This is a genomic window from Candidatus Defluviilinea gracilis (assembly GCF_057138825.1).
Genome location: NZ_DBNHEF010000071.1, coordinates 1 through 13,718, shown reverse-complemented (window position 1 = coordinate 13,718; position 13,718 = coordinate 1). Strand labels below are relative to the sequence as shown.

At 56.2% G+C, this 13,718-nt stretch carries 12 protein-coding genes; all 12 read right to left on the bottom strand.

All coding sequences use genetic code 11. The annotated features are described in order from the left end of the window. Positions 1-111: 111 nt before the first annotated feature. Positions 112-1,152: a tRNA epoxyqueuosine(34) reductase QueG gene (queG, locus tag AC16KF_RS12110; protein ID WP_484037582.1), complete on the bottom strand. Its 1,041-nt coding sequence runs from the start codon at positions 1,150-1,152 to the stop codon at positions 112-114. 14 nt (positions 1,153-1,166) lie between these two features. After that, positions 1,167-1,787 (bottom strand): NBR1-Ig-like domain-containing protein, encoded by a 621-nt coding sequence (locus AC16KF_RS12105; protein ID WP_484037581.1) that lies wholly within the window; start codon positions 1,785-1,787, stop codon positions 1,167-1,169. 28 nt (positions 1,788-1,815) lie between these two features. Further along, positions 1,816-2,535 (bottom strand): NBR1-Ig-like domain-containing protein, encoded by a 720-nt coding sequence (locus tag AC16KF_RS12100; RefSeq protein ID WP_484037580.1) that lies wholly within the window; start codon positions 2,533-2,535, stop codon positions 1,816-1,818. A gap of 98 nt (positions 2,536-2,633) precedes the next feature. Next, positions 2,634-3,935 (bottom strand): NBR1-Ig-like domain-containing protein, encoded by a 1,302-nt coding sequence (locus AC16KF_RS12095; protein ID WP_484037579.1) that lies wholly within the window; start codon positions 3,933-3,935, stop codon positions 2,634-2,636. A gap of 102 nt (positions 3,936-4,037) precedes the next feature. Beyond that, positions 4,038-4,979: an NBR1-Ig-like domain-containing protein gene (locus AC16KF_RS12090; RefSeq protein WP_484037578.1), complete on the bottom strand. Its 942-nt coding sequence runs from the start codon at positions 4,977-4,979 to the stop codon at positions 4,038-4,040. 101 nt (positions 4,980-5,080) lie between these two features. After that, positions 5,081-6,007, bottom strand: a complete 927-nt coding sequence (locus AC16KF_RS12085; protein ID WP_484037577.1) for an NBR1-Ig-like domain-containing protein — start codon at positions 6,005-6,007, stop codon at positions 5,081-5,083. Between the two features lie 147 nt (positions 6,008-6,154). Further along, positions 6,155-7,705, bottom strand: a complete 1,551-nt coding sequence (locus tag AC16KF_RS12080) for an ABC transporter ATP-binding protein (protein ID WP_484037576.1) — start codon at positions 7,703-7,705, stop codon at positions 6,155-6,157. An 11-nt stretch (positions 7,706-7,716) separates the two neighbouring features. Next, complete coding sequence (locus AC16KF_RS12075) at positions 7,717-8,832, bottom strand: ABC transporter permease (RefSeq protein ID WP_484037575.1); 1,116 nt, start codon at positions 8,830-8,832, stop codon at positions 7,717-7,719. Positions 8,833-8,841: 9 nt separating this feature from the next. After that, positions 8,842-10,008: an ABC transporter permease gene (locus AC16KF_RS12070; protein WP_484037574.1), complete on the bottom strand. Its 1,167-nt coding sequence runs from the start codon at positions 10,006-10,008 to the stop codon at positions 8,842-8,844. A 107-nt stretch (positions 10,009-10,115) separates the two neighbouring features. After that, positions 10,116-11,249, bottom strand: a complete 1,134-nt coding sequence (locus AC16KF_RS12065) for a BMP family ABC transporter substrate-binding protein (protein ID WP_484037573.1) — start codon at positions 11,247-11,249, stop codon at positions 10,116-10,118. A 211-nt stretch (positions 11,250-11,460) separates the two neighbouring features. After that, positions 11,461-12,735 (bottom strand): MFS transporter, encoded by a 1,275-nt coding sequence (locus AC16KF_RS12060; RefSeq protein WP_484037572.1) that lies wholly within the window; start codon positions 12,733-12,735, stop codon positions 11,461-11,463. A 38-nt stretch (positions 12,736-12,773) separates the two neighbouring features. Next, the gene (gene trmD, locus AC16KF_RS12055) at positions 12,774-13,544 is read right to left on the bottom strand and encodes a tRNA (guanosine(37)-N1)-methyltransferase TrmD (RefSeq protein ID WP_484037571.1); all 771 of its coding nucleotides are present in this window, start codon (positions 13,542-13,544) and stop codon (positions 12,774-12,776) included. Positions 13,545-13,718: the final 174 nt, after the last annotated feature.

The following is a 13,718-nucleotide window of genomic DNA, read 5'->3' as shown; positions in this document are numbered from 1 at the left end:
GAGAATTGGGGGGCTAGAGATCGGAGACTAGAGATTAGAGACTTTGCTCATTTGCCTATTTGCTCATTTGCCTATTTGCTCACTTGCTCATTTGCCCTCTTGCTCATTTGCTCACTTGCCCACTTGCTCACTTGCTCTCTTGTTGATCTGCTCTATCGCCCATTGCGTGTGTGTTCGGATCATGGGTTCGTCGTCGTTGAGGGCGTTTTGCAGGACAGGGAGGGCGTGTGTGTCGGCGGTGTTGCCGAGGGCGACGGCGACGTTTCGCAGGTAGCCGCGTCGTTTGGCGCGGGAGATGGGAGTCCGCTTGAAGCGTTGATTAAAGGCTTGGGGAGTGAGAGTCAGTTCGCCCGTCGGAGAGGGAAGCGGCTCGCCATCTGAAAAAGCGGAATCACCTTCCGGCGCGAATCGATTCCATGGGCAGACCATTTGGCAGATGTCGCATCCAAAAACCCAATTGCCGATTTTTTCGCGCAGTTCAACGGGGATGTCATCTTTGAGTTCGATGGTGAGATACGAGATACAGCGCGTCGCGTCGAGGGTGCGGTTTGGCAAAATGCAATCGGTGGGACAGGCGCTGATGCAACGCGCGCATGTGCCGCAGTGATCGGTGACGAATGGCGAATCGGGTTCGAGTTCGAGGTCGAGGAAAATTTCGGAGATGAAAAAATATGAGCCTTGTTTTGGATTGATGAGGCAGGAGTTCTTTCCGATCCAGCCGATGCCGGCGCGTTGGGCGAGGTCGCGTTCGAGGATGGGACCCGTGTCTGTGTAATAGCGGTTCTTGATCGGACGGGCAACCTGCTCCTCGATGAAGCGAACAAGTTCCGCCATTCGAGCGGGGAGGATGTTGTGATAGTCTTCGCCGCGGGCGTAGGAGGCAACCTGGATTTCACCCTCACCCTGCCCTCTCCCTGAGGGAGAGGGGTATGCAGTAGCCAGAACTAAAATGGATTTACATTCGGGAAGAATTTCGCGCGGGTCGGCGCGGCAGATGCGGGCGCGTTCGGTGGCGAGGTAATTCATACTGCCATGAAGCCCTTGCGCGAGCCAGTGTTCAAATGTGGAGTAATGAGGGGGTGGGTCAGGGAGAGTCACGCCAGCCAGGGAAAACCCCAGCTGGCGCGCTTTGTCTTTGATGCGTTGTTTCAAGCCGGACACAATATTTATTGCACGATAACCTTGACGAAGATTCTTTCCGGGAAGAAGACGCCCGCCGCGTTTCGCATCGACCACGCGCTGACGTAAATGCCAGCCTGCGCAGGAGCCTTGAACTGGACGGAGACTTCCACTTCCTGCCCCGCTTGCACAACTTCGGTGAGGGCAATGAACTGCCCGTCCATGTCGTCATCGTAGCCGGCGTAAGCGAGCACATATCCCGCGCCCCATGGGCATGAGCCGGTGTTTTTCACGCGCCAGGTTTTGATAAACTCCTGTCCCGGCGCCATGATGGTGTTATCCGGCACATTCACATCCACGGTGACTGGGTCGTAGTTGAGCAGGTCGCACGGGATCTGTGTGCCGGGTGTGGATGCCGACGTTTCTTGCGCGACGGTTTCTGGTGTGGCAGTGGCGGCATCTTCCACGACCGGGGGTTCGGTCGCCGGGGCAGAGACCGTTGGTGTAAAGACTGCCGCGGTTAGGGTGAATTGAGAGACAACCGTGCTGGCGGCGGAAGTCCGCACGGCGGCAACATCCGGCGTCGGTTCGGAGGGGGTGGCTTGCCCGCCGCACGCGGCGAGGAGAACGATAACCAGCAGAGAGATAAAAACTATTTTACGTTTCATAGCGCCTCGTATCGAAATCATTTCAGGATCATTTCTTTACCGTAAAGTAGACGGAAAGAATCGTTCCAAAGTAGTAGCCTCTGTCGTTGCGCAGTCGCCAATGCCCTTGATAATCCCCTGGGGTAAGCGGCGCAGTCAACCGGATGCCGATGTTGATCGATTCGCCCGGGCTGACAAAATCTTCCGGTTTCTTGAAGGAGAAGTCATACGGGTCGATTGACCGGTCGCCTCCAATGAAGACGAGCGTGAATCCTTCATCCCAGGCGCAGTTGCCTGTATTTTTGATCGCCCATTGTTTTACGAAATCTTGACCGGGTTTAAGGACCGTGCCATCGGGAATGGTCACATCGCCCTCGAATGCGCTATTACTGCATTCGTCACCCAGCGCGGCGGTTGCCCCGGCTTGAGTGGGGGAAGGCAGGGCTGTGAAACCGGGCAGGGGCGTGCTATTGAAGGAAATGGTGGGAGGCGTTCCAACCGTTGGAGATGCGCCTTCGACGGTAACGATACCCGTAGTAGGGGATGGCTCAAGGGTATTTGTCGGCTGAACGGTCGGGGATGGATTGGCAAGCGCAGTTTGGGTGAATTGCAAAGCGAGTTGCGCAACGGTTGTGCCGGCAATGGAAGTAATGGCGGCGTTCACATCCATTGTTGGCGCGGGCGTGGCGCCAAAATTACACCCTGCAAGAATGAGCGTAATCATCAAAACAACTGGCATGACCCGCCGTGCGGGTTGTCGAGCAGGCATGTTTGTTCCTCCGTGAGACTGGTTCAAAACAATGATACTGGAAGGATTGTTTGTTTTTGCGCCTTCCAGCATCATTATATCGCAATTGTTTTGAGGGCTTATGGCGTAGGTGTGGGCGTTTCGGTCGAAGTAGGCGTGGTTGTTGGGGTTAAAGTCGATGTGGCTGTGACTGTGACAGTCGGAGTGGAAGTAACGGTCGGGGTCAATGTGATGGTGGGTGTTTGTGTGATGGTGGGAGTCATAGTCACTGTGGCCGTGGCAGGGTCGGCGCTTTGGCGTGTGATGCGAGGGGCAACCCAGAGGGCAAAATCATCGTGCGATGTTCCATTGGCAAGCACGGTTAGGATGAATTTGACCTTTTCACCGGCCAGGGCGCTCAGATCGACGCTCAGGGAATTGTATTGTCCTTCGTACACTTCCTGCCATTGCCCGAGTGTTTTCACATCTCCGTTCCCGATCTGGTATTGCAAGCGGAAGACGACATTACACTCTGTGGCTTGATATTGACAGCCGATCAGCGCCTGGAAACGGTCGCCCTTTTTTACAGTGAAGCTCGGGAATTTCCCGGTGATCGATCCGCTTCCAGATTTATTGGGGTAGGTGAGCAAGGCGTCGCCGCGCGCGGTTCCATCCTCCATTTTGGGGGAGGTTAACGCCCGGGTGAATCCCCGGTCGTCGCCTTGTGATCCCGGACAATTCAGGTTTTTTGTTTCGCTTTTCCAGGCGGCATCGCAATAGTTGGCAACAAAATCATACGCGCCCAGGGTATATCCGTTGACGCTGACATCCACGTAAAAACTTGAATCCGCCGCGTTGCCTATCCCAAATAAGACCCCGGCCGCATTTCGTAGAATCCAATAGCCCCGGTATCTGCCGTTCTGGCTTGGAGCGACGAGGTTGAGCGTGATATCCACAGTTTGGCCGGGTCCCACATTGCCCGGCATGGAAACCGAGTTTGGCGCGCCAAATTTTTCCCCGCTGACGTACACAATGGCGTACGAAGTTGTCCATGCGCAGGCGCCGACGTTTTTCAACCGCCAGATTTTTGTGAAGTTGCTTCCGCGTCCGACCGCGGCGCCGTCGGCATACGTCACATCGCTGACAAAGGCGGCGGCGTCGCATCTTGTCAGCGTTGCGACCGGCGGCGCGTTGGTCGATGTGTTGAGTGGCGTGGGGCTCGAATTGCCAAATAACAAGGTGCTTGTTGCCGTAGGTTGAGGGGTTGGGGTAAACGCCACCTGTGTGGAGAGTGCGTCCAACGTCTGCGCGGCGGATGTGTACAAGGCGTTCAACGTTTCTGCAGGCTGGGGAGAGGGATCGGGAGAAAAGAGTCCACAAGCCAAAATGGTGGAAAGAGCGAGCGTCCAAAGTAGAAATTTTGTAAAGCGGGCGGAAATCATAATGCCTCCGAGGGTATCGTCACATGTATAAACGCAATTTGCCTCCGCCGGGTTCCCAAAGAAAATCGCCGAAGCGGTTCGGCTCCGGCGATTTTGAAGCGTTTATGGGCAGTTATTGGGCCACGTCGCTTTTGGAAATTCTGTGTACTCGGGCATCAAGACGATGATCTGCATCCAGCGTTCATTGGGGCTGTCTCCCCTGCCGACCATCCAGCTGCGTGAGACGGTCTTCGAGCCTGCGGCGGCGAAGGAAAGTTCTTTCACCGCGCTTTCATTTCCGTCTTTTTGCTCCCAGTAATAACTGAGATCCAATGGTCCACTCGTGGTGATCGTGGCGTATACCGTATACAGCACATTGACGGGACAACCCTCGGCGGGTTCGCGGACAATTTGGTATTCTAAGTCCACAATCCCATACTCCCGTTGTGGGCGTTTATCCACCACAATGTTTGCATAAAACGCCTGGCTGTACTGACCCACGCCAAAGACGGCGTTCCATGGGGTCTGTAAGCGCCAGTAGCCGGTATAGGTTCCCTCGGCAGAGGGGGCTTTGAGATTGATCGTGATCGGAATATCGTCGCCGGGCGCGACGATCTCCGGCAGGTTATAGTACGTGGCGCCGCCCAGTGCGTCGCCGCTCCAGAAGATTAATCGATAGGTGGAGTCCCATGTGCAAGTGCCTTCGTTTTTGATCGTCCAGGTCTTTGTAAAATCTGTGTCCGGTTTGTAGACCGTGCCATCGGGCGGGTATTCGCCGACCAGGTTGGCATGAATGCAGTTCGGGTCTGATGGCGCGGAGGAGAGAGTCGACTCTGCCGTTGGGGTAAACCCCGGCGTGAGCGTGGGTAGCAAGGTGGGAAGGCTCGGCTCGGGCGTGTTTGTTTGAAGCACCGGCAATGGCGCGGAGGACGCGCCCGCTTCCACTGTTTGCGCCACTGCGGTTGCGATGGCTGCTTCGTTTTGCGAATTTGCGCCGCAAGCCGTAAGGAACAAAGACAGACTGACCGCCCATGCCAAGATGTTGTGCGTGCGAATTTGGAACATGCAAACTTCCTTTCTAAAACGAGGTGTGTCGAAAAGATTATACCTGTGATGAAAAACGCCCGACCAGTTCCGCCGGGCGTTCTCACTTTTCATTTATCTGCTTATGGGCAACTAAAGTTTGCCCGCCCGAACTGCTGATGATTTGGAGCGTCGATGTAAATTTCCATCCAGAACGATTGCCCGGGCGCCGACACAGACCAGGTTGTATTGACCGATTGCGTGCCCGCGGCGGCAAATACGATCGGGGCATGCGCGGCATTATCGGTAGCGCCATCGCTCCTCATCCACTTATACGTTACGTTGCCCGGCCCATTGGCGGTAATATTTGCCGTAATGGTAAAGCCGCCGCACGAGCCGGAAACCGAGAACGTGACCCCGGTGACAGCGAAGGGACCTCCACTACCCCCGCCTACCTTAATCTCAACAAAGAACGATTTGCCTTGTTGCGCGCCGCCCTGCACGGGAATTAACACGCCGCTGGCATTGCGAATCCGCCAATACCCGCGATACGTTCCGTTGGACGCGGGCGCTTTGAGGCTCACAGAAACATCCACTTCCTGCCCCGGGTTCACAGCGCCGATCGCCACCGGTGAAACACCGCTCATCGCGTCGCCGCTGTCGAAGACCAGCGCATATCCGTTCCACACGCAGGAACCCGCGTTCCTCAGCCGCCATGTTTTCGTGAAGGTATCGTTCGCGTTAAAACTAGAGCCGTCGGGCACGGTCACATCTTTGACGAATTGCGCCATATCGCAAGTCTGGGTGGATGTGGAGATCGGGGCGGTTGTGGAGGTGGGAATGGCAAGCGTCGGCGGGGCGGCAATCGTATTCGTCGGCGCGGGAGGAGGTGGCAGGGTCGGCGTGCTAAACGGCGTCGCCTGGTTCAGCAGGGCTTGCACCGTGAGCGCGGCGTTAGTCGAAACCGCATTGGGGTCTTCAGTGGGCGGCTTGTTCGATGGCAGGTTGCAGGCGGATAAGATAAGAACCACAACCGTTGCGATCAGGGTAAGGCGGTGAAAATTTCTCATTCTCTATTCTCTTTCTTCGATGGTAGTTTTCGATATTCTACACCAGTCCAGACGGAGAAAAATTGCCCTTTGTTCCTAAAAAAACCATCCCTCTCGATTTTTCAAGAGGGATGGTTGTGGATGAAAAACGCGCGTCAAACCGACGGGTCAGGCTGGTTCATGCACCCCAGCCATCAACAAGCCCAACTGTTCGCGCGAGGCGTCTTTGCTATCCACTGTGGAGATGATCTCGCCGCGATAGATCACCGCGATCCGATCCGAGAGCGACAGGATCTCGTCTAATTCTGCCGAAACGAGCAGGACCGCCACACCGCGATCGCGCATGGCAATGATCTGCTTGTGGATGTATTCGATCGAGCCCACATCCAAGCCGCGCGTGGGTTGCGACGCAAGCACCAGTTTTACCGGGCGGCTGAGTTCGCGCGCCACAATCACCTTTTGTTGGTTTCCGCCGGACAGTTTGCCAGCCGCAGTATATGGGGAGGGCGTGCGCACATCGTAATTTTCGATCAGTTTTCGCGCATTCGCATCCACTTGATTCTGCTGAATGACGATCCCTTTTGAGAATGGCGCATGGTAGTAGTCGCAGAGCGCCATGTTATCTGCGATGGTGTAGCCAAGCACCAGCCCATGCCGTTGACGGTCTTCGGGAATATTTGCCAAACCGGCCTCGGTGATCTGGCGCGGCGGCTTCCCGGTCAGTTCGCGCCCGCCAATCGAGAAATGACCTCCTTCACTGGCGCGCAGACCGCTCAGCGCCTCCGCCAGTTCGGTCTGCCCGTTGCCTTGCACGCCCGCCAAGCCCAACACTTCGCCGGCGCGAACGTTGAACGAAACGCCACGCACCGCTTCAAGCCCGCGCACATCTTTGACGCGCAGGTTGTTGACGATGAGAACGTCCTCTTTGGGTTCGGCGGGTTTCTTTTGCACGGTGAGAATCACTTCGCGCCCCACCATCATCGAGGCAAGTTGTTGCTCATTGCTTTCTTTTGGGTTGGCGCTTCCCACAACGCGCCCCGCGCGCATGACGGTGATGCGGTCGGCAACTTTCAATACCTCTTTGAGTTTATGGGTGATGAACACGATCGATACGCCCTTGTCGGTCAACTCGTGCATAATGCGGAAGAGATCATCCGCTTCTTGCGGGGTTAACACGGCGGTCGGTTCGTCGAGGATGAGGATGTTTGCCTTACGGTAGAGCGCCTTGACGATCTCGACGCGCTGTTGAACGCCCACAGGCAGGTTCCCCACAACCGCCTCGGGATCAACTTCAAGCCCGTATTGATGCGAGAGGTCTCTCACTTTTTGCGCCACCTCCGCGCGATCCAATTTCACCAACGGCATTTCGTTCGGCGCGGCGCGATGGTCGGTTTCGGCTCCGAGCATGATATTTTCGGTGACGGTGAACACCGGGATGAGCATGAAGTGCTGGTGCACCATACCGATGCCGTGTTGGATCGCATCGCGCGACGAGTTGAGCGCCATTGGGTTTCCAGCCACGGTCACTGTTCCAGAATCTGGTTTGTATAACCCGTAGAGAACGTTCATCAAGGTCGATTTGCCCGCGCCGTTTTCGCCGAGCAAAGCATGGATCTCGCCCTTGTGCAGGTCGAAATTGACATTGTCGTTTGCCAGCACGCCGGGGAATTTCTTGGTAATGCCTTTGGCTTCGAGAATGATGGGGGTGATGTCAGTCATGGCTCATTCTCCTATTTCTCATACGGCACGCCATCGGCGGCGGGCGGGGTGGTCTTTCCGATGATGCCGGTCAGGATCACCATGGTGAGGATGTAGGGAACCAACCCCACGATGTACGATTGTTGCAGGAATGCCAGTTGCGGAGGAATGACCGCGCGGAAAATCTGCATGTTGATCTGTAACGCCGACGATGCGCCAAAGACCAGCGCCGCCGCCCATGCGCCGATGGGCGTCCAGTTGCCGAAGATCATGGCGGCAAGCGAAATGAAGCCGCGCCCGTTCGTCAGCAAGGGTTCAAAAGACGGCACAGATTCGATGGTGAAGTATGCGCCTGCCAACCCAGCTAATGCGCCGCCGATCAGCACATTGGCGTAACGCATCTTGATCACGTTGATGCCCACCGTGTCTGCCGCTTTGGGGTGCTCGCCCACAGCGCGCGTGCGCAACCCCCAGCGGGTGTTGAATAACACATAATGGGCAACGAACACCAGGAGGATGGCGCTCAGCGCGATCGGCTTCTGGTCGAACACGCGGTTGATCGCCGTGATATTTTGAATACAGAGCGGCGAATTTGCCCCGCAGAGCGGCGACAACATCTCAATGATAGGGATGTGTATGGCAGGCAGGATGCCGGGAGAATTAGGAATGCTCCCCTCAAAGACACTGCCTTTTCCGAAGAACATCTGGCGGTTGAGGAACCCGGTCAAGCCCACGGCAAGAATATTGATCACGGTCCCGCCGATGATCTGGTCCACCTTGAATGTGATCGAAAGCACGGCGTGCAATAAGCCCATCAACATGCCGGTGATGACGGCGAACAACGCGCCGACCGTAATGCTGATCCCGGTTGGATAGTCGAATACATGGAACATGTAAATGGCGGCGAGCCAGCCGAAAAAAGCGGACGAAAGCATCATACCCTCGATGCCGATGTTCACAACGCCGGCGCGTTCGCAAAAGACGCCGGATAAGGCGCCCAGGGTGAGCGGCGTTGCCACAGCGATGGTGGTTGCAAGCATGCTCGTGACGATCAACAGCGGGCGTTGTTGCACCTGCCCGATGGCAACTACACCGCCGAAGAGAATGACGATAATGATGGCGATAAAGCCGAAGCGTTTCCAGTCCATGAGATTGTCCTAGCCTCCCCATCCTCGGGTGAGCACAACGCGCTCGCCCTTCGATTTGATGCGAAAGATAAAACGCACGATGGCGTCTGCCGCGACAAAAAGCAGAATGAATGCCTGGATCATGGAGATCAGATCCACCGGCATTTGTGTGAGGAATTGCATGCGGGTCGCTCCGTTTCGCATGGCGGCAAATAGAATCGAAGCAAGCACCACGCCGATCGGATGCGACTTCCCCAATAACGCGATGGCGATGGCGTCAAAACCGTATCCCTGTGAAAACCCAAGTTCGTGGCGATAGTTCAACCCCGTCACTTCAATGGCGCCCGCCATCCCAGCCAGCGCTCCCGAGAGGAACATGGTCAGGATGATCGCGCGCTTCACGTTGACCCCCGCATAATGAGCCGCGTCGGGGTTCGCGCCCACCGTGCGGATCTCAAACCCAAGCGTGGTCTTATTCAATAACCACCAGATAAAAACGGCGGTCAATAATGCCAACACAAATCCCCAATGGACGCGCAATCCCTCGAAGATCGGGGCAAAGCGCGCGCTTTCCGCGATCAGCGGTGTGCGGGCGATGACGTTTGTGGGGCTGGGGTCTTTCATCACACCGTTCAGCAAAAAAGATGTGGAGTTGAGCGCGATATAGTTCATCATGATGGTGTTGATCACCTCATGGCCGCCGGTATAGGCTTTGAGCGCGCCCACAATTCCCGCCCAAATCCCGCCCATCACCAAGCCTCCCAAAATTGCCAGGGGCAAGTGAATGATCGTCGGCAGATCCACGCCAAGCCAGCCGGGCAGGGCGTAACCGATCAGCGATGAAAAAACAGCGCCGAGGGCAAGTTGACCCTCCGCGCCGATATTGAACAAACCGCCTTTGAACGCCAGCGCCACAGCCAACCCCGCAAAAATGTAGGGCGTAGCCCAAACAGCGGTTTCACTGATAGCGCGTTGTGATTTTACCGGACCGAGTTCGGCGGAACCGAACGAGCCTTCCAGCAGACCCTTATACGCCAGGAGGGGATCGCCGCCAACAGATTTGATGATGATGCCGCCCACGATCATGGAGGTCAGGATGGCGAGCAGGGGAACCAGGATCGGATCGATCCACTCAATAAACCGCGTCAATGACGATGTAAATTTCGATAGCGAAGTTGTTTTCGTTTCTGATGGCATCCATCGCTCCAGTACACATTGAATTTAGTTTGATTATATCAACCCGCCATCAAAACAAAAAGGGAAAGAGGCTCAGCCTCTTTCCCTTTCTTTTGAGCGTTTTTAACTTACGGCTTGACCGGCGGAACTTCGGTCTTAACCGAACCGTCGAGCAGCGCGGCGTTGAGTGTTTCCATCATCGCGGAAACTTCGGCGGGAACTTCGCCTGCCACATCGTGGAACGGAGCGTAACCCGCGTCACCGAACACGTTGCCGTAGGTGAGCGAACCATCCTTGGCGGCGGCGATCAATTCAGCCACGCCCGGGGTGATGAGCTTCATCGCGCTGGAGAGCATGCGAGGAGCCGCTTCGGGCAGGGTGAGGTACTGATCGGTATCCACGCCGATGGCGTAAGCGCCAGCCTGGGCGGCGGCGGTGATGGCGCCGTTACCGGTAATGCCGCCACAACCGAAGATCGCATCCGCGCCGTTGTCCATCATGGACGTGGCGGTCTGCGCGCCCCACTCGGGGTCGGTGAAGGTCTTATCGAAGCCCACATCGCTGTGATACACAACGAATACTTCGGTGGTGGTGCCGTTCATGCCATCGGCATACGCGGCGCCGGCTTTGTAGCCTTCGCCAAAGCGCCAAACGGGAGGAACCACATCGGTGCCGCACACGGCGCCGATCTTGTGGCTCTTGCTCATCGAAGCGGCAAGCGCGCCGACGAGGAAGCCAGCCTGATCTTCAGGGAAGTTCAGACCCGCCACGCCGTCTGTTTCCGCAGCCTGGAACTGATCCACACCGATGAAATTCACATCGGGGTAGGTTGCCGCGGCGGCAACAGTCGCTTCACCGAGCGCGAAACCGACGGTCACGATCACATCGAAGCCGGCATCGCCGAACGTGCCGATGTTCTTGGCGTAATCTTTCGCATCGGTCGTTTCGATGTATTGGACAATGTCAGCCACACCATCGGTCTGGGATTGCAAAACGCCTTCCCAGGCAGATTGGTTGAACGACTTGTCGTTGATCTTGCCCACATCGGTCACGAGACCCACGCAGAACACTTCTGCCTTGGGGCAGTCAGCGGCGGTCGGTTCGACAACCGGCGGCTCGGTCGGAGCCGCTGTCGGCGCTTCGGTGGGCGCTTCGGTGGGCGCAGGCGCTTGCGTGGGCGCTTCTGTTGCCGCAGGGGTGCAGGCGGCCAGAACCACGGAAGCGATGACCAACAAAGCAATCATCATATTCAACTTCTTCATTGTTTCTTCTCCTCTTTCAGGGTATTGATTGGTAGGGTTTACACAAACCCTTTTCGGCGGCAAGTATACAATCACTTGAAACATTCGACAAGCGTGCTTTCCATCATGTTATGGGCTTTGCAAAGTCGCCTGACAAACTGAAACTGTAGACCACCACGCCGGCTCGCGGACGACAAAGCGAGTCACTCGCGGAGTGACTCTGCTCCTAACCCTACGCCTGCGCCTCCCCCCGGCGGACTCCCAGCATCAGCCATAACGCGATCGCCATGAACACCGGCGAGATGATCATGATGATGTTGTAGTTGTTGTTCGCCAACTGCACCGCCCATCCATTGAGATTAGGACCTGCGATTGCCGATAACGTGGAAAATAAATAATACAACCCGGTGAACGTGCCGATGCGCGCCGCGCCGGTCAAGTCCACCACCATCGGCAGGGAATTGATATTGACGAACGCCCAGCCGATTCCGCCGAAGATCAACAGAACGCCCGCCAGCGTCAACATCCGCGCGCCGCCCTCCACAAGTGGAATCCCTACAAGCGGCAGGGGCGCGATCCCCGTCAACAACGCCTCAACCGGTGTGATGTAGATCAGAATCAACATAATGATCAGCATGATCAAACCGATGGCGATCGTCACCCGGCGACCGATGCGGCTTCCCAAAAAGCCGGCGGGAATGGCAGACAGCACAAAGAAAAGCGGCAGAACCGATAACAATGTCGCGCCGTCTCCCACCTCCAAACCGAGGCGGTTCCTGGCGTATAACGTGAAGAAGGTTTCAACCGCGGAATAACCGACGAACCAGAAGAAGATGGCAAGCAAGAGGCGCAGTCCGCTTTTCTCTTCATCGGCAAATACTTCTTTCAGACTCGCCAGCAAGCCCGGTTGTTGTTCCGCTTGTTCATACTCCTTCGGCTCTTCAATGAACAGATACACCACCAACGCCGCCAGCAACACCAATGCGGAACCCATCCAAAATGGGAAATTGGGACTCATCTTGTACAACAAACCGCCGGTCTGCAATGCGATGATGGAGCCGAGTCCGCCCATGAAGTTGATGACCCCATTCGCTTGTGAGCGGAATGCGGAGGGGGTGATGTCTGGCATTAACGCCACGACCGGGGTCCGCCACAACGCCGCGCTGAGCAATGTTGTGCTGGTGCAAGCCACAAACAGAGGAATGATCGACGCAACGGGAATTAATCCAAACGCCAGCGCGGTGAGCGGCGCGCCGATGATGATGAACGGAATCCGCCGACCCAGCGGAGTTCGCAAGCGATCGGACCATGCGCCGACCGGCGGCTGGATGAACAACGCCGCGATGTTATCCAACGTCATGAAGAAGCCGATGAGCGCGGGAGCAACGTCAAATTTTTCGGAGAGAAAGATGGGGACGAACGCGTTGTATACCCCCCAGATGACACTCACCCCAAAAAAACCGAAACCGAGCAGGAAGGTCTTGCCGTAGTTCAATCGTGTTGACATATCTCCTCCAGGTTGATTCAATGGTCAAAAGTCGAAGGTCAAACATCCTGCTTTCGACTTTCGACTTTCGACGATAAGCTTGCCGCCAACTTTCGATCTTCGTCGGATAACTCCGCCTTCTCCAGCATATCCGGTCGTTTATTCAATGTGCGGAGCAGAGATTGCTCCCTGCGCCATTTGTCGATCATTGCATGATTGCCGCTTTGCAACACTTCGGGAACCTTCCAGCCGCGAAATTCCGCCGGCTTGGTGTAATGCGGATATTCGAGCAAGCCCATCGAGTGCGAGTCATCTTCCGCGCCGGTGGGGTCGCCCAACACGCCGGGGATGAGACGCGAGACGGCGTCGATCAAAATCAGCGCGGGGAGTTCGCCGCCGGTCAACACATAATCGCCGATGGAAATTTCATCGGTGACGAGGCGCTCGCGGATGCGTTCGTCCACGCCTTCGTAGCGTCCGCAGATCATTGCGATGCGTTCGTGTTGCGACAATTCTTCGGCAATGCGCTGGGTGAAAACGCGTCCCTGCGGGGTAAGCAGAATGATTGGAACAGGCTGACCCGAAGGTTGAAGCGGAGCGTGTCCCAGAACCGATTCAACCGCTTCAAAGACCGGCTCAGGTTTCATCACCATCCCGCCGCCTCCGCCGTAGGGCGTATCGTCGGTGACGTGATGTTTGTCGTGTGTGTAGTCGCGGATGTTGTGCAAGCCCACGCTGATGAGTCCCCGCTCGTTCGCGCGTTTGAGAATACTGGATGCCAAATAGGGGGAAAATACTTCGGGGAGAAGCGTGAAGACCTCGAACTTCATGCGGCGATTTTATCATCCTCTTCCACTTTCCACTTTCTACTTTCCACTTAGGGCAATCGCATCTAAATCGGTGAGGCGAGGACTTTGAGGAGGTAATCCTGGTTCCAAGCGGCTTGGAGTTGCTTGGCATGCATACCGCCTTTGGCGGTTTTCTCCTGTTTGAGCAGATTGAGC